This is a genomic window from Pseudaminobacter soli (ex Li et al. 2025) (assembly GCF_029892515.1).
Taxonomy (GTDB): Bacteria; Pseudomonadota; Alphaproteobacteria; order Rhizobiales; family Rhizobiaceae; genus Pseudaminobacter; species Pseudaminobacter soli_A.
In genome coordinates, this window is the sequence record NZ_JARXVF010000002.1 from 221,653 (window position 1) to 237,707 (window position 16,055).

Consider the following 16,055-nt stretch of genomic DNA (forward strand, 5'->3'; position numbering starts at 1 on the left):
TTGTGGGATGTCGGGCCAACTTACTCGCGTTCTTGATCGCTTCGGCCGACTGGGTGATGAGAGGACAGCTCCGCAATGTTCAGCAACAAGCCCGCCATCTCTGGTGAGAAGACGGGCTCGTTGCGGTGGCCCCCGCCACCAATGCGCCTAGTTGGGATGTTCCGCTTAGGTTCCATTAGCGTATACGAATATGCCCGTCGCCTCGGGGGAGGCGACGGGCGCGTCGGGCGTCCGATGGAGCCGCTAATTACGCCAGACACTTCGCACGATTGATGCACGCCCCGGAGATCGAGCGAGCAGTTCCCCCTTGGCGAAGATGGTGCTGCCAGACCATGAAAGCAGTCTAGCTTTGGCAGAACAGTCGGTCAGGTCGGGGAAAACGGCGGCCTGATCCGGGAAAAGCCCGCCCTGTGGACCGAGGTGGGCTATAGTGTGGTGCAAAACGGCACAGGCCGCAACCACTGCGCCGGCGTCCTGAAAGCAAGTGCCGCCAAGCCTCAATAGCTATTGCGACCGTATTGGTTGGTACGATCTCCCGCGTTCACGTTCGGCGCAGCCCGGCGAGTGGGGGTGATGCCGTAGGTTCCGGCGTGAGTCCTGCGGGCTAACGTGCGACCATGGTGGTAGCGGGGAGGCGCCGTGACCCCGTGCGCCCCGCCGCCTACGGTGCGACCGTAGTGGTAGTTGGCAGGAGCAGTGATCCCGTATGTACCACCAACTCCCGACATCGAGCATGCTGAAGCAAGAGTCATCAGGCCCATGAGCGCTCCAATGCTCAACAATCCCGAGCACGCGAGTTTTGAAAGATAACGTTTCATTGTCTTCTCCAAGGGAAATTATCCGTGGAGCCCAATGCCTGCGATGATCGTGGGGGGATTGACCTCGATGCGATGATCGTTGGGGTGGGGCTCTATCGGACCTGCTAGACAAACGAATTACCAACGAGAAAATTCCCAGAGATTGGACCTTTCTCAAGGCACTTCATGGAGGCTGCCGCCCGCCCCTGCCGTCGAGGGACAAAATAGCCCGCCGCCTCGGATGAAACGGCGGGCTTTCGACTTAATGACAGGCTGCACGGTGAAAAATTGGGTCGACAAAAGTGGCTATTTCTTAAAATAGCCAACGTAGTAGATGCCGATCACGTGCTTCTCAGAAAGTCAGGCGCTTGAGGGATTGACGGCCTGGCAAATTCTGCGCGCCACTTGCAGATCGTCCCAAGCCTCAATGCTGAGTTCACGGCGTCATGCCGCAGTGTGAAACAGCAGGGTTTCCGCGATCAATCCGGGTCCAAACGACATAGCGCAACCGGTGCGACCGCACGCACCCGAACCCAACAGCCTGTTGAGCACAAACATGACAGTCGCGGACGACATGTTGCCATAGCGTCTCAGGATCTCGCGCGACTCCGCCAGCGCCGCTGGCGGGAGTTCGAGAGCGCGCTCAACAGCGTCGAGCACAGTACGTCCTCCGGGATGCACTGCCCAAAGATCGATCGATGTAGTGGATGCTCCAGCAAGAATCTCATCAGCGTGCACCCTCATGCCATCATGGATTGCGGCAGGAACACGTCCCGACAGTGTCATATCGAATCCTGAATCCCCGATATTCCAGGTAATCAGTTCGCGGGTGTTCGGTACTAGCACCGCGTGGAAGCTGTCGAGTGCGACGCCGACCGGTTCTGCGCTCACGACAGATGCTGCACAGCCGTCGCCGAACAGAAGAAACAAGAGCATCTGCTCAAGGTCGGTCGTGTCCTGCAGATGCAGGGTACAAAGCTCAAGATTAACGATAAGCACTCGGGCGGAGGCTTCGGAGCGAACGATGTGATGCGCCAGCTTCAACGCGTTGATGGCTGCGTAGCAGCCCATGAATCCGACTACGGTGCGTTCGACCTTGCTCGAAAGGCTGCAGCGTTCGACGAGTTCGAGAACAAGGCCGGGCGCAGAGAAACCGGTACAACATGTCACCACGAGATGGGTGATGCGGTCACGATCCGCTCCGAGTTGCAACATATCGACGGCCCTTTGCGCCAACAGCGGCGCATGCTGCTCGAATTTCTGCATTCGCGCTGCCGTGTCGGGAAAATCGCAGCGCAGGTAGAAGCCTTCGGCGTCGAGGCGGTCACCTTCCGGCAGATTGCTCGGCGCGAGGCACGAGTAGCGATGCTCGATTCCAGACTTGTCGGCCATACGCTGGAACAGCAGCGAGTTACGGCGGTCATCGTGAAGCATCGACTGTGCGAAGCGGCGAAAGGCTTCGTGAACGTCGTAGGGTGGCACAGCCGTGGCTACGCGATTGATATACGCAGTTTGCATCGTCAACTTCTCCGCTCGCGGCGGTGCCACCGCGAGCGCGGATTCCACACCGAAAGAACGCTAGCCGAATGGGAAATATTGCGGCGGTGCCGTGAGATCAGGGTCAACACTGCGTGAAGGGTCGGGTCCGGGTGAGAGAAGCGCAAACAGCCATTAGGCCAAACGCGAAAGCCCACCCTGGAGACGAAGTGGGCTTCGCTTTCGTCACTGGAGAATCCGGCTATTTCGCAGCTACGGTGATATGACCCTTCATGCTTGGGTGAATGCTGCAGTGGTAATTGAACTCTCCTGCCTTCTTCACGACCTCGCTCGCAGCCTTGTTCGGCGGGAGGGTCAAATCCCAGCCGCCCTTGGCCGTTACCGTATGACCCACCGAGTCCTCGTTGACCCATTTTATCGTATCGCCGACTTTGGCATGAATATCTGCCGGTGCGAACGCGTGGTGCTTGATCGTGACTTGAATAGTTTCAGCTTGCACGGCACCACTCATGATTAGCGTCATAAAAGTGGTGATCAACAGAGATTTCCTTGACAACATCCATACCTCCCTGTTTTGCGACACATCGAATGCCGCCCGAAGAAAGGCGTTCCATAAAGCGTCAACTCACAAGACCGTCAGTTCAACATCGCTATGGCCATTTAAGGACATCGATGCTCTGATCATGTGAGCTCTATCGGACCGCTTATATTAAACGCTTCGCCAACGAGAAATATTCCCGGAGATTGGACATTTCTAAGGGCACTTCACGGCGGAGCGCCCAATCCCCGCCATCGAGAGACAAAAAAGTGCCCGCCGCCTCGGTGAGACGACGAGCTCTGAGGCATCCAGCGTTAGCAGGGGCAAAAACACGCCAGGAAGCCATGACTGTTTGGAAACACGTTGTTGCTGCCGATGTTCCTCGGCCGAAAAGAGAGCCCGTCATCTGCAGACAACGGGCAAAGCATGGAATGACACATTCGGGGGGACAACTCGCATGCCGCCCTGTTGTTCCGGGTTCGTCTGACCTTCTCGCAAGCTGCCTGCACTCATGCTGCGGGAACGACGCCCGCCGGGCATCTAGTCGGACTCAGTTTCCAAGATTGAGGGAGAGCAACCTGCGCATGACAGCACTCCTGCGCATGCCACGATGATACGCCGGAGGGGATCACGACGACAAACCAGCGCGCGTTCAAAAAGAAGAAGCCCGCCGTCTGTCTGAAAGGCGGCGGGCAATAGTTTAGCCATTGATGTGCTCGAAACGATTGAACTGTGATGAGGTTCCCGGTGGATGGGGCTTTTTTTGGCACGCACAAAAAATTGCCCGCCACCTCGAGCGAGACGACGGGCTAACAACTGACGGCTCAACCTAGCGCAGCCGCCAGCAAAACAATGCCACTATGGATATGGCGCGGACTAGCCTGGGTTCCAGGTCTTTCATCAAAAAAAGCTCGCCTCGGCGATTGGCTGCGACCGTGCCAGGTCGAACATGACATGGTCTTTCGGCGTGCCGATTGCACCAGCGCGCGCGGTAAAGCTTGCGGTACAGCTTGGCCCCGGCGGAGCGCGCAACTTGCCCGCGACGGCCATTGGTGGTTACTTTGCGTTTGGCCCAAAGATGCCTGGATGCATAGTCCCCGGGGTGGCGGATCATGCTCAGTGCCCGTGAAGTCGACGCGAAGGCAAGAAGACTATTCACCTCGAACCGAGGCTGGCTACCTTACCTGCTATTCGGAGGCGCTTATGCGGCACTCTTCGCCCTTGGCGTCTACACGGATGTCAACAGCGTACTTGCGCTGGCCTGGCCTGCCAACGCGTTCATGCTCGGCATTCTGGTACGTTTTCCTCTGTTGGCGCGCCCCCTCGGCTGGATTGCCTGTCTTGTCGGGCTTGCGATCGCCAGTGCGATAATCGGTTACGGGATAGTCGAAGGCGCGAAACTGGCCGCATATAATTTCGGAATCGCTGCCATCGGCTATTTTGTGCTTTCGAGTTTCAGTCGGGTTGACCAGCGGCTGGAGCGCCCGATCTCGATCTTCTACATGCTGGCGGCCGTGGTCCCCGCGTCGCTTTACGCTGGGGTGGCGGGCTCAATGCTAGATGGGTCTTTGTTTGGCATGGCCGGAACCGTGAACGTTCTTCGTTACTGGTTTTCAGTCGAGCTTTTGAACCAGCTTGCTTTTTTGCCTATGATCCTGGCGCTTCCGGAAGGGGGCCAATGGTCACGGCAGCTGCCACTGAGCTTTCACGATCAGGCACCGATCATCGTGCTGGTCCTTTCGGCCGCCGTGGGCACCATGTTCGGCGGGCTGGCGGCGCTCGCATTCCCGGTTCCGGCCCTGCTTTTGTGTGCGATTTCCTATCGCGTTTTCCTGACGGCTTTGCTGACGTTCGCCTACTGCGTTTGGACCGTTATTGCGACGACGTTGGCCTATGTCGACTTGTCGAATATCAATCAGTCGCTGGTGTTGTCTGTGGCAATGGGGCGCGCACTGGTCACTTTGGGTCCGCTCATCATCTCCACGACCACGGCGAAACGAAACGAGGTTCTTGAACAACTGAGATACCTCGCTGCCGAGCGTGAAATCGTGTCCAACGAACTCGAGCATCGGATCAAGAACCTGTTCGCCCTGGTGAGCGGGCTAATCAGTCTGTCCATCAGGGACAACCCCGATCTGAAACCGTTGGCGGATACTTTGAGAAATCGTCTGGTCGCGCTCCAGCATGCGCATGGTCTCATACGGACCATGAACGCATCCACCGGTGTTCCAGGTGAACTTACTTCGCTGAAGGCGTTGATCGGTGTTCTGCTTAGACCATATGACGGTCGCGTCGAAAAGCACCTCGTTGTCGATGGCGACGATGCTTTCATTGATGGTGGAACCGTCACCCTGCTAGCTCTCGTTTTTCACGAGTTGGCGACGAACTCGGCCAAATATGGTGCGCTCAGCGACCCAGAGGGGACCCTGGAGGTTCACATCAAGCACCACATTGACGAGTTGCATGTGAAGTGGATCGAGAAGGTTCCTAGAGCAAGCGGCCAGGTGGCTGCCGCCGACAGCGGCTTTGGCTCGAAGCTCTTGGACCTCACGATCATAAGGCAATTGCGCGGAAGCTATACTCGTAGCCAGACAATCGGCGGTGTGAGCGTGGAGATCATCCTGCCGAGCAAACTGTTCCATCGCAAAGCAGGCCGCTGACCACGGCGACTAAGTGGACATGGCACACGCTGCCTTGTTGTTCCGACCTACTCTGGCTTTCTCGGAAGCTTTGTGCGCTGCCGCTCTGCCTTGATCCGCTTCGGCGTTGATGTTTCTGAGCGACGGCCGCCAGCCAGGCTGCCGGTCAGGTCACGGAAAACGGCACCTGGTAGGCAAAATCCACCATCTCGCTAGGCATCGGGTGAATGCACTCATCACATTGCCGGACTTGTGCTTGCCGGCTCGTATGGCGACGCTATCAGCGCTGCCAGCGCTTCGGCAGCAGAGGCCCGGTGAATAGCTCCCCCGACTGGCATCATCGGGCCTCACCTCATGGGTATGAGCAAAAAAAGCCCGCAGATAGGCACTCATATCGCCACCACCTTTGGCGGAAGGTCATGCAACCGAGAGCCAGATCGCTCGACCACTGGCGCTTGCCGTAACCTGGGCTCTTCCACATCAACCTGTGTTCCAGCCGGAGGAAGGCCTCTATGAACGCCAAGCGTTTCTCTCAGCCTGTCGAGATCTATGTCGGACCTGGATCCCCCCGAGTGATCGAGAATGCCGGGCAAGCATTCGATGTGCTGAACAAATGGAGCGGGAGCCGTGGTCCGTGGCATGCCCAGGCACTCAGCAAGTGCCAGAGCGCGTTGACCAATCATGGCGACGTTGCAGCCGCTCGCATTGCATTTGTGGCCTTTGCGCGGGCGAGAGGGATACTGGTGCCCGATGTGCTCACGGCTGCCATGACCGAGGCTGCACGGGAGTGGCTGAAGCACTGATTTCGTGCAACCGCCCTCCCGGGATGGCGTTGATGCGCTGTGGAGGTCGAGCGATGGATCGCGGCGAATTCTTTCCTGTTGCGGTGACGCTTAGCGACGGAACCGAGTTCTGCGTCGCCGATGTCCTGCAGGCAGGTGATTTTCTGCTGCATCAGTGGCCGAGAGGCGACAGCCTCAGTCAGTCCAAGGCACGGCGTGCCTGCCTCAAATTCATCGAGGGACGCGCCACTGTCGAGGAGGTTCGCAGAGCCTTCGAGCAAGCAGCCGAAGACGCTGGGATATTGGTGCACCGAATGGCCGCCCCCGGTTGATGGGCTTTGGAGGCTGTGCCATGGATCACGGCTGGTTCCGACTCGTTCCAATTACGTTCGGGCGAGGCATCGTCTACAAGGTCGACAACGTTAACCAGGTGGCGAACATGCTGCTGACCCGCTGGCCGATGCCAGACAGCCCCACACAGGTTGCGGCGCGCAGGGCGTGCTTTGCGTTCATGAATGGCAGCGGCACCGCGGAAGCTGTGCGCGAAGCCTTTGAACGAGCCGCGGAGGAAGCCGGGATATTGGTGCGGTGAGGTCACGCCAATGCCCATGACCTCAATTCTAGCAGGCGCGACAGCCAGACGCTGTCGAGGTCCGGTGACATTTGGCTCTACCTAAACAGCGCGCTAGCTCTGCACCTTCCTATTCAATAGTATCACAGCGGCAGCGGGAGCCCGGACATGTCGCCCAACCTGCAATCGCAACTTCGTTCATCTAGCTCCGCGTTTGCGGCGGCAGGTTTCGCCCTATGTGCTGCGGCGAGTGCTTATGTCTTGCCAGCCTGGGATGAGGTTTTGCCTGGGGGAGCAATCATCTGGCAGGCGGTGGCGCTTGTGACAGCCTGCTTGGGGGCGGTGAGGGCTTGGCGGCGACTGCCCATCGAAACGTCATGGTCGCCGGCTATGGTCGTCCGATTCATTGCTGCGGCGGCGCTGTTGATGGCGCTGCTTTGGCTCATAGGCGTGGGGATACTCTGGCTGGTGTGGCCGCGCTAACCGTTGGCCCACCTTATCACCTCTCATCGCGCTTTTTACCATCCTGCCAGAGCCGCGCCGACAACGACGAAGCCCAAGCTAGACTTGCTTACGCTGGCTGGGCACCACATGCATCAATTCACCAGGTCGCCAGTACAACGCTGCGTTACTCATCCACGGCGAAAACCCATAAAGACCCGCCCCAGCGGACCGGAGCGGGCAAATCACTGGCTTAAATGTAGCTCTCAACACTAATAAGTCCAAACCTGCCAGTTGGAGGACGTGACGCACGGCTCGACGCAGCAGTCGACCTGCATCCGGTCGCCTTCCTTTGCGAATTTGGGCAGCCTAAAACCGTGTATCCGGCACTGTTAGTATCCCGAATAGTATGGCGGATAGCAGGTGCCGTAGTAGCGGTAGACCCACGGGTCGCAGTAAGAAGAATACCACCATGGCACGCCTATTCCGAAGAAGAACGCGTTGTCGTGGTCGCGGAAGAAGCGCCGATGATGGATGAAGAAGCGCCCATGATGGAAGAAGCGGCCGTCACGGAAGCGTTCACCGCGGAAGCCGTGGAAGCCACGGAAGCCTTCAGCGCGGAATCCGTGGAAACCACCCATGCCACGGAAGCCGCCCATGCCGTGGAAGCCACCCATGCCATGGAAGCCGCCAGGGAAGCCGCCATGAAAGCCGCCAAAGCCGCCATGGAAACCACCAAAGCCGCCGCCACCGTGGAAGCCGCCAAAGCCGCCGCCGCCATGGAACCCACCAAAGCCGCCACCGCCGTGCATGAAGCCGCCACCACCCATGCCACCGCGAACAAGCTGCACGCTGCCGCCAGGATCACCGGATTTGCGCACCAGGACGGCTGACTCAAACTTGCCTTGGCAGACTGCCGTGGTGCAGAGCAAGTTCCAAATCTGGCCGTCTGAAGTCGGCTTTGCGGAAAGCGACTGGAAGGCCTCGTCGGCCGCGTTGACCGTCGAAGCAATGTCGGGAACAGCGCTGGGGATGCTCTCGGCAAAGGCAGGGGCATTGGAGAGCGCTCCAATGCCCAGCAACCCCGAACATGCGAGTGTAGAGAGATAACGTCTCATTGTCTTCTCCAAGGAAGTTGTCCGTGGAGCTCAAAGCCTGCGATGATCGTAGGGGTTGGGTCTCTATCGGACCTCATATGGATAAACGCCTCGGGAGCGAAAATATTCCCAGTAACTGCGTGCTGTAATCCCGGGTTTTCGAGGCGGCCAGATCCCCTGTGCCGTCTTCCAACCGTTGCCGGTTGATGCAAGTCAGCATGGGGCGGCATGCTGACAGATGAAGTCCGCTATGGGTCAATAGCGGAATGGCTGCTTTCCGAGGTCTTTTCATGATTGCGGACCTTCCGCTTCCGGCCCATTGCGGTCATCGCATGAGTCGCACCCGATTGGCCGGTTCTGACGAGTAGCGAGAAAGCAGAAAGCCTTGCGTCGTGCCCCAACCATTTATATCGTCATCGTGATACCTCCCTTCCTATCCGCAGTACCTCGGAGACGAGCAGGGTAAGGTCATCCAGTCGCGTACGGTGGTTGCAGATCGCTGCGCGCAGGCAATGCCGCCCCTGGATCGTCGTGTCGGACAACGCTGCCACGCCGGATTCCTGCAGGCGCAGCATGATCTCGACATTGATTTGCTTCAGTTTCTCTTCGTCTTGCCCATCGGGCGCGTAGCGGAAGCAGACAATGTTGATCTCCGGCTCGGTGACCAGGTCCAGGGTGGGATGGGATCGGACGATATCCGCGAGGAACGCAGCCTGCGCGACGTTCTGGTCGATCAACCGGCCGAACTTCGCGGCGCCGTGTTCCATCAGCGCCATCCAGACCTTCAGCGCTGCGAAACCGCGACTGGTCTGCAGCCCGAACTCGTAGAGCCATTGGCCGGAAGCAATGCCGCGCGACATGCCCTGGAGATATTCGGGTGACACGGCGAAGCTCTGTCGGTGTTTCAGGTGGTCTCTGACGAGCGCGCAACCGACCTCGAATGGCGCATGCAACCATTTGTGCGGGTCGAGAGCGACCGAATCCGCGCGTTCGAGGCCCTTCACGCGCCAGGCGTTCTTCGGCGCGATCGCCAGCAGGGCGCCGATGCATCCGTCGACATGGAACCAGAGGCCCTCCTCGGTGGCGATCTCGGCAAGTGCCGCGAGATCGTCGACCGCTCCCGAATTGACCGTGCCGGCCGTGCCGATGATGCAAGCGGGCTTAAAGCCGCGTTCTCGATCCTCGGCAATGGCTTTGCGGAGAGCCGCGATGTCGATCCGGTAACGGAAGTCCGTGGGAATTCTGCGCAGCGCCTTGTTGCCCAGCCCGAGTACCTCGACGGCCTTGCGATGGCAGGAATGCACCTGGTCGGAGGCGTAGAAGCGCAAGGACCGGTCGAGCGCGGCGAGACCCTCTTCGCGCAGGTCAATTCCAGCCATGGCGTTGCGGGCGACCGTCAGGCCGATAAGGTTCGCCATCGAACCGCCGCTAACCAGCGTTCCGCTCGCCGTGGTGGGGAAGCCGATCATGTCACGCAGCCAGCCCACGACCTGCTGGTCGACGAGGGCGGCGGCATGACTGCCACCCCCGAGGTTGGAGCCCTGGATTGCGGCAATAAAGTCGCCCAGGGCGCCGGTGAAGTTACTGGTGCCCATGTACCAGGACCAGAACCGGGGATGGATATTGCCCATCGGATAGGAGAGGACGTTGTCTCGCACCAGCCTGTACACGTCCGCGACCGGGGTCGGTCCGTCGGGAGGCGGAGCCTGAAACGCGGCTTCTACTTTCTCCGGCATAGGCTGCCATACGGGACGCTCGCGCACGTGGGCGATGTATTCCACCGCATCGTCCACGATCCGATGTGCGAGTGCGGCAAGAGAGCTCCAATCTGGAGGGTCGAGGCTTTCCATCCGGTCGAGCGAAGTCTCGTCCCGGTCTGGCAATTTCAAGGGGTGAGCTTCCATCACTCTCTCCCGATCTACTCAGCGGCGAGTTGGAAGCCGGGCGTGGAGCGCGAGAGCTCCATTTCCTCGGCGTCCATGTCAGCCGGGATCGGATCGAAGAGCGGGGTCGACAGGTAACGCTCGCCCGTGTCGGGAAGCATGCAGAGGATGACCGCGCCCGCCGGTGCACGTTCGGCGACCTGACGTGCGACGGCAAAGCTGGCGCCGCCCGACACACCCGTGAAGATGCCTTCCTTTTGTGCCAGAGCCCTGGCCCATTCCACGGCCTTCAGCCCGGCAATCGGAATCACCTCGTCATAGTAGTGCTGGTCGATCGCCTCCTGCAGGACATCGGGTATGAAATCCGGTGTCCAGCCCTGGATCGGATGCGGCTCGAAGGCAGGGTGGCTCGCGGCCGGCGCCCCGTCGGCGTCCCGCTCTTGCACATGGCCGCTGGCGATCAACTGAGCGTTTGCCGGCTCGCTGAGTACGATCCTCGTTTCCGGTCGTTCCCGGCGGAGCACGCGCGAGACGCCTACGACCGTGCCGCCGGTGCCGTAACCGGTGACGAAGTAGTCGAGGCGGGATCCGGCGAAGTCATTGACAATCTCCCGGCCGGTCGTCGCTTCATGGATTGCGGCGTTTGCCTTGGTCTCGAACTGGCGCGCGAGGAACCATCCGTGCTTCTCGGCGAGTTCCACTGCCTTGAGATACATGCCAAAGCCCTTTTCAGCGCGCGGCGTCAGCACGACCTTGGCGCCCAGCATGCGCATCAGCCTGCGCCGCTCGATGGAGAAGCTGTCGGCCATGGTGACGACGAGCGGGTAGCCCTTCTGCGCGCAGACCATGGCGAGCCCGATGCCCGTGTTGCCGCTGGTCGCTTCGATCACCGTCTGGCCCGGTTGCAGCGCACCGCTGCGCTCAGCTTCTTCGATGATGGCGACCGCCAGCCTGTCCTTCACGGACGAGGCCGGATTGAAGAATTCCGCCTTGACGTAGATCGTGGCACTTCCGACGCCGAGATTGTTGATACGGATTGCCGGCGTGTCGCCGATTGTCTCCAAAACGCTGTCGAAGAGCCGTCCGAGGCCTTTCGTGGTTCTCAGTCCTGTATCTGTGAGCATGTGATCCTCGCTGTGCAAAGCGCCCGGTCCATGTCCTGTTTGCCCGGGCGAGAAGCTTCCGGATGTCAGTCGGTGTGAGGAATGCTAAAGTATCGGCCAGCGGTCCGGCGTGGGAGCCGGCGTGGGAACGCGCATGGAAACGGACGTCTCCGACGTGCCAAATTCAATGCAGGAGCTTGAACTGCGCCTCCTCGGGCCGCTGCAGGTGTGGCGCGGGGGCGCCCCGTTGCCGCTTCCTCCATCGCGCAAGGTCCGCGCGTTGTTGGCTTATCTGGCCGTCGCGAGGGGGCCTGTCTCCCGCGAGAAGCTTTGCGACCTTCTTTGGGATGGGCCGAGCGACCCGCGTGGCGAACTGCGATGGTGCCTGAGCAGGCTGCGCTCGGCGCTGGACACAAATGACCGCAGGCGGGTGAGCGCCGTTGACGACCAGATCTCGGTCGATCTCGACGGATGCGTCGTCGACGCGCTGCGTCTGTCGGAGGCGGTGCGGGATGGTGTCGAAGGGCTCGACTTGCAGGAGTTGCTGGTAATCGCATCGCGGTGTGACGGCGATTTCCTCGAGGGTATCGTCATCCACAACTGTGCCGCGTTCGAGCACTGGCTTGGCAGCCGCAGATCCGAGTTTCGCTCTTACCAGTTGGACATCGCTGCCGAGATTGGGCGCAGGACGCCTGTGGGCAGCATGGAGGGTTTGCCGGCTGCGCGCAGGTGGATCGATCTTGCCATTCTCGATACCGACGCAAACATCCGATTTCTCTCGGAACTGCTGCACAGGCGGATGGTAGGCGAGTGCACCCGTCATCTCGACATGGCCGCACGGCTCTTTGCGGATGAGGGACTGGATTTCGCGCCGGTTCGCGATGCATGGGAGCATCTCAGGCACGCTGCCGCTCAACCAACCATGGCGGCAGTCTCGGAACGGGTTCAGGAGCCTGCGCAGCCCATCCAGCCAGCCGCGGCTCGCCGCGCCTCGGTCGCCATCATGCCCTTCCGCGAACTGGGTGGAGGACCGCAAGGGCGCCACGAACTCGGCTCGGCCGTAACACATGACGTCATCAGCCGTTTGGCGCGGTTGCGCAGCCTTTTCGTGATCGCCCGAGGTTCCGTGTTTGCGGTTGCCGATGAAGGATTGGGACCGCAGGAAATTGGCCGCCGGCTTGGTGTAGACTACGTGGCGACCGGTTTCATCGAACAGCACGAACACGCAGTATGCGTGACCGTGGAAGTCGCCGAGGCGGCTACCTCGCGCATCATCTGGACGGAGCAGTTCGAGGCGCGGACTGCCGAGCGCCTGGCCATTCTCGACGAGATCGGCGACGGCATAGTTTCCTCCATCGCCGCCGAGATCGAGAACGAGGAGCGGAACCGCGCAATCCTGAAGCCTCCAGATTCGCTGAACGCCTGGGAAGCCTACCATCGCGGCCTTTGGCACATGTATCGTTTCACGCCGGAGGAAAACGCGTGCGCGGCCGAGTTCTTCCACCTGTCGACACGCCTTGATCCGACCTTTTCGCGCGCCTATGCCGGCCTGTCCTTCACCCACTGGCAAAGGGCCTTCCAGCGCTGGAACGACCGCGAGGCCGAAACTCGGAATGCGCTGAAAGCCGCCGGGCAAAGCCTGCTCGTCGACGACCACAACCCCGCCGCGCACTGGTCCATGGGGCGCGCGCTCTGGCTCGCCGGCGACCATGACGAGGCCGTGCGCGAGCTGGAACAATCCGTCCGTCTCAGCCCAAACTTCGCGCTGGGCCACTATGCGCTGGCCTTCGTCCATTCACAGTCCGGCGATGCGGCGGCCGCAATTGCTTCGTCGGATCACTCGCGGCAGCTCAGCCCATGCGACCCGCTGCTTTTTGGTATGCTCGGCACCCGGGCGTTGGCGCTGGTCAGCCTCGGCGCCTTCGAGGAGGCGGCGCAGTGGGGTGTGAAAGCAGCGGCCCGCCCGAATGCCCATGTCCACATTGTGGCCATAGCCGCGCTTTGCCTTGCACTCGCGGGGCGCATCCAAGAAGCCCGGAACTATGCGATGCGGATTCGCCTGCAGAACCCGGACTATCGAGTCGACAACTTTCTCAGCACGTTCCGGTTCGCTCCGGACATCAGCGTACGTTACCGCAAAGCCGCCGCCTTGATCGGGATGAGCTGAACGGCCGGCGGGGGAGGCCCTCTGGGTTCTCTTGCGAACTTTTCTTAGGCGGCCTCGTCGCCGAAACTAGACCGTCCCCACTCGGCCCCACCGGCTCGATAGTTTCCTGCTTGGCCAATGGTTGCCGAGGTGAAAAGCTATGGGACTGATGGTAAGACCACCGGCTAAGTGGATCTGGCGGCCTACAGCGTGAAAGAGCCCTTTCGGCTCGACCCTCCCAAGCTTCTGGACAGGATGGCGTATCAGCGCGACCGGTTCTGGATAACGATATCGGTCGTGCGCGGAGCGGCTGCTTGTCGGTGCTTGCGTTCCGAAAGCGGACGGGCCGCATTCGGCCCCAAGATGCCGCGCCGCTTCGCGCACCATGCTGGTCATAGAAGTATGATAAAAAGAATGACCGAAGCAGACATTCAGCGGTCGCTCAACAAAGACGATCTCGACGGCGACAAGAGGAAATCGGACCCGAGCTACTTGATCAAGGATGAGAACAAGGCCAAGGCGCTGGAACCGGATACGGCAGTCGCCGGCATCGCCGCGCGCGCAGCCAATCAGGTGAACGGTTTGGACCGCCTGAAAACTGAGTTAAGTCGAGCGACAGCGGGGTGCGACCGTTGACTCCCACCGGGGACGCCCATTCTGCTGCCGCTCTTCCGGTCGATGGTGACGCCACGGCTGTGAACAAGCCCGGTGCGGCCGCGGTCCCATCGACCAGCGAAAAAGTTGGAGTCAGCAGGGCAAGCACGACGCAGCAAGGGCAGGATCGTTCCTCTACTAGCTCCGACCTTGTGTCTGGCGATACTGTAAGCGTTGATGCGCAAAGCACACCTGCCGGCGCTCACGCCAATCCACAAAGCGAAAATGCAGCTACCGCAAGGGCGAATACTCCACGAAAACCCCAGGATAGGCCTTCTAACGGTAGCCAACCTACTGCCGTCTCCGCAAATGTTCGTTCGGTTTCCCGACCTGGGGACTTCGCGGCACCGTAGCAGGTCTTTGCTGTTGGTGAGCTACTGGATGCGGCCAATAGTGTCAACAAAGCATTCAACGCATCTTCTTCTGCTGTCGTTGGTAAAGCTTTGTATGACAACAAAAACAGCAATACGTTAACCCCCACAATGCCTACGCCAATCCTTGACCCGCGGCGCGCTTGGCGGATTAACTTGAGCGCCTCGGCAGGATTGGCGAGCAGCCCCATGTCCGAGATCAGCAGATTGTCGAGACCGACCCTGTTTGCGCGCATATCGGCGAGCGCTCGCGCTGTTTGCGGCCCTGTTCCTCATCCCGTCACTTGTGTGGTCGGCCACCGGACATCAGGCGGTTGCCTTGTTCGACGCCTTCTATCGCTCGGGCGCATCGGTTTTTGGTGGCGGGCATGTCGTGCTTCCGCTGCTGCAGGCCGAGGTGGTCGCGCCCGGGTGGGTGGCAACCGAATCCTTCCTGGCGGGCTACGGCGTCGCGCATGCGGTCCCCGGGCCGCTGTTCACATTCGCCGCCTATCTCGGCGCGGTCATGGGGCCGCCGCCCAACGGCGCGGCAGGGGCGAGCATTGCGCTGATCGCGATCTTCCTGCCCAGGCTGCTGCTGGTCTACGGCATGCTGCCATTCTGCGACGCGTTGCGCGTCCGCTCGACGGCGCAGGCCGCAATGCGCGGCACGAACGCCGCCGTGGTCGGAATCCTTGGTGCCGCGCTCTACAACCCGGTCCGGACGAGCGCCGTGCTGGCGCTCGCTGGATTTCTGCTGCTCACCGTTTGGAAAATGCCGCCATGGATCGTCGTTGTGCTTCTGGCGGCGGGTGTCATTGTTCTCGACCTGGCTTGAGAATCCTCGGGTTGCCTGATGTCCCGCGCGGTGTCTTGGCGAAAGAACGATGCTCGGGCCGAAGATGCGGTTGCGCGAGCAAGTTCCAGCAGGGCTGAAGAACGACGCGGCGCTGGCAATGCGTCACGGCGGAAGGTCTGCCTATTGGCTAGATCTTCCCATAACGGACCGACACTTCCCGGCCCGAACCGGACAGGCAGCGAACGTCGATTCTTGGTAGGCCCGGTGCGCCTTTGTGCAGCGCATGAGGCAAGGCGGACATGACATCGCGAACGTGCAACAGGCAGCAACACTGGTCGATAGGGGTGCCAGAACCTCGAATGTCTGAACTCAGGGGACTTCCTGCACTTCCTCGACTTCCGGCGTCACGGGTGCCGGATTGACCACATAGATATCGGAGCTTAGATCGCCGCCGGAGCGGATGATGATCCCGTCGTCCTTCAGTCGGCTAAACGTTGCCCTGGATAACCGCATGGGTTTGCCACTGACATCCAAGGCGATGATCTTTGCTGACCACGGTACGTGGGTGATCTTGTCGACACGCTTGAGAAAGCGCTTCTCCTTATCGGTCAGTGTAATCATTTCGGACCGCGCTGTTAGCAAAACTCGCTGGCCAGAAACGCCGGCGGCGCCAAGGTGTTCCCCAGCGTGACTGCATAGCGACAGCCGCCGACCCTGCACTCCAGGAACTGGACCCGATCCGCCTGACCCGATCAATC

Annotated in this window: 13 protein-coding genes and 1 pseudogene; 7 read left to right on the forward strand and 7 right to left on the reverse strand. The window is 60.4% G+C overall.

Annotated features, from left to right (window positions below):
* Positions 1–1,241: 1,241 nt before the first annotated feature.
* On the reverse strand, positions 1,242–2,315 hold the full coding sequence (locus tag M2281_RS11815) for a type III polyketide synthase (RefSeq protein WP_280821362.1): 1,074 nt from the start codon (positions 2,313–2,315) through the stop codon (positions 1,242–1,244).
* A 220-nt stretch (positions 2,316–2,535) separates the two neighbouring features.
* On the reverse strand, positions 2,536–2,832 hold the full coding sequence (locus M2281_RS11820; RefSeq protein WP_280821363.1) for a cupredoxin domain-containing protein: 297 nt from the start codon (positions 2,830–2,832) through the stop codon (positions 2,536–2,538).
* A 1,112-nt stretch (positions 2,833–3,944) separates the two neighbouring features.
* Here M2281_RS11820 and M2281_RS11825 point away from each other — a divergent pair.
* The 4 genes from M2281_RS11825 to M2281_RS11840 all read left to right on the forward strand — a co-directional run bounded on the left by M2281_RS11825 (position 3,945) and on the right by M2281_RS11840 (position 6,845).
* A complete protein-coding gene (locus M2281_RS11825) occupies positions 3,945–5,492 on the forward strand; it encodes a sensor histidine kinase (RefSeq protein WP_280821364.1) in 1,548 nt (515 codons plus the stop codon).
* 491 nt (positions 5,493–5,983) lie between these two features.
* Complete coding sequence (locus M2281_RS11830; protein WP_280821365.1) at positions 5,984–6,274, forward strand: DUF982 domain-containing protein; 291 nt, start codon at positions 5,984–5,986, stop codon at positions 6,272–6,274.
* 53 nt (positions 6,275–6,327) lie between these two features.
* The gene (locus M2281_RS11835; protein ID WP_280821366.1) at positions 6,328–6,585 is read left to right on the forward strand and encodes a DUF982 domain-containing protein; all 258 of its coding nucleotides are present in this window, start codon (positions 6,328–6,330) and stop codon (positions 6,583–6,585) included.
* 20 nt (positions 6,586–6,605) lie between these two features.
* The gene (locus M2281_RS11840; RefSeq protein ID WP_280821367.1) at positions 6,606–6,845 is read left to right on the forward strand and encodes a DUF982 domain-containing protein; all 240 of its coding nucleotides are present in this window, start codon (positions 6,606–6,608) and stop codon (positions 6,843–6,845) included.
* 812 nt (positions 6,846–7,657) lie between these two features.
* Here M2281_RS11840 and M2281_RS11845 read toward each other — a convergent pair.
* From M2281_RS11845 to M2281_RS11855, 3 genes are all read right to left on the reverse strand, one after another.
* A complete protein-coding gene (locus tag M2281_RS11845) occupies positions 7,658–8,383 on the reverse strand; it encodes a hypothetical protein (RefSeq protein WP_280821368.1) in 726 nt (241 codons plus the stop codon).
* A gap of 392 nt (positions 8,384–8,775) precedes the next feature.
* Positions 8,776–10,266 carry a pyridoxal phosphate-dependent decarboxylase family protein gene (locus M2281_RS11850; RefSeq protein WP_280821369.1) on the reverse strand — a complete coding sequence of 497 codons (1,491 nt, stop codon included), beginning with the start codon at positions 10,264–10,266 and terminating at the stop codon, positions 8,776–8,778.
* 14 nt (positions 10,267–10,280) lie between these two features.
* Positions 10,281–11,369 carry a PLP-dependent cysteine synthase family protein gene (locus tag M2281_RS11855; protein ID WP_280821370.1) on the reverse strand — a complete coding sequence of 363 codons (1,089 nt, stop codon included), beginning with the start codon at positions 11,367–11,369 and terminating at the stop codon, positions 10,281–10,283.
* 133 nt (positions 11,370–11,502) lie between these two features.
* Between M2281_RS11855 and M2281_RS11860 the strand changes: the two genes are divergently transcribed.
* Positions 11,503–13,515, forward strand: a complete 2,013-nt coding sequence (locus tag M2281_RS11860) for a tetratricopeptide repeat protein (protein ID WP_280821371.1) — start codon at positions 11,503–11,505, stop codon at positions 13,513–13,515.
* Between the two features lie 393 nt (positions 13,516–13,908).
* Positions 13,909–14,130 (forward strand): hypothetical protein, encoded by a 222-nt coding sequence (locus M2281_RS11865; RefSeq protein WP_280821372.1) that lies wholly within the window; start codon positions 13,909–13,911, stop codon positions 14,128–14,130.
* 220 nt (positions 14,131–14,350) lie between these two features.
* Here the strand turns inward: M2281_RS11865 and M2281_RS11870 are convergent, their stop codons facing one another.
* Positions 14,351–14,755 carry a hypothetical protein gene (locus tag M2281_RS11870; RefSeq protein ID WP_280821373.1) on the reverse strand — a complete coding sequence of 135 codons (405 nt, stop codon included), beginning with the start codon at positions 14,753–14,755 and terminating at the stop codon, positions 14,351–14,353.
* Positions 14,756–14,763: 8 nt separating this feature from the next.
* Between M2281_RS11870 and M2281_RS11875 the strand changes: the two are divergent.
* Positions 14,764–15,336: pseudogene (locus M2281_RS11875) on the forward strand (chromate transporter); the annotation flags it as partial.
* Positions 15,337–15,666: 330 nt separating this feature from the next.
* Here M2281_RS11875 and M2281_RS11880 read toward each other — a convergent pair.
* Positions 15,667–15,918 (reverse strand): hypothetical protein, encoded by a 252-nt coding sequence (locus tag M2281_RS11880; RefSeq protein ID WP_280821374.1) that lies wholly within the window; start codon positions 15,916–15,918, stop codon positions 15,667–15,669.
* Positions 15,919–16,055: the final 137 nt, after the last annotated feature.

Bases quoted from the DNA above. Each gene is read 5' to 3' on its own strand.
- M2281_RS11830 (WP_280821365.1), top strand. From the start codon at position 5,984: ATGAACGCCAAGCGTTTCTCTCAGCCTGTCGAGATCTATGTCGGACCT.
- M2281_RS11815 (WP_280821362.1), bottom strand. From the start codon at position 2,315: ATGCAAACTGCGTATATCAATCGCGTAGCCACGGCTGTGCCACCCTAC.
- M2281_RS11825 (WP_280821364.1), top strand. From the start codon at position 3,945: ATGCTCAGTGCCCGTGAAGTCGACGCGAAGGCAAGAAGACTATTCACC.
- M2281_RS11865 (WP_280821372.1), top strand. From the start codon at position 13,909: ATGACCGAAGCAGACATTCAGCGGTCGCTCAACAAAGACGATCTCGAC.
- M2281_RS11835 (WP_280821366.1), top strand. From the start codon at position 6,328: ATGGATCGCGGCGAATTCTTTCCTGTTGCGGTGACGCTTAGCGACGGA.
- M2281_RS11860 (WP_280821371.1), top strand. From the start codon at position 11,503: ATGGAAACGGACGTCTCCGACGTGCCAAATTCAATGCAGGAGCTTGAA.
- M2281_RS11840 (WP_280821367.1), top strand. From the start codon at position 6,606: ATGGATCACGGCTGGTTCCGACTCGTTCCAATTACGTTCGGGCGAGGC.
- M2281_RS11870 (WP_280821373.1), bottom strand. From the start codon at position 14,755: ATGCGCGCAAACAGGGTCGGTCTCGACAATCTGCTGATCTCGGACATG.
- M2281_RS11845 (WP_280821368.1), bottom strand. From the start codon at position 8,383: ATGAGACGTTATCTCTCTACACTCGCATGTTCGGGGTTGCTGGGCATT.
- M2281_RS11850 (WP_280821369.1), bottom strand. From the start codon at position 10,266: ATGGAAGCTCACCCCTTGAAATTGCCAGACCGGGACGAGACTTCGCTC.
- M2281_RS11855 (WP_280821370.1), bottom strand. From the start codon at position 11,369: ATGCTCACAGATACAGGACTGAGAACCACGAAAGGCCTCGGACGGCTC.
- M2281_RS11880 (WP_280821374.1), bottom strand. From the start codon at position 15,918: ATGATTACACTGACCGATAAGGAGAAGCGCTTTCTCAAGCGTGTCGAC.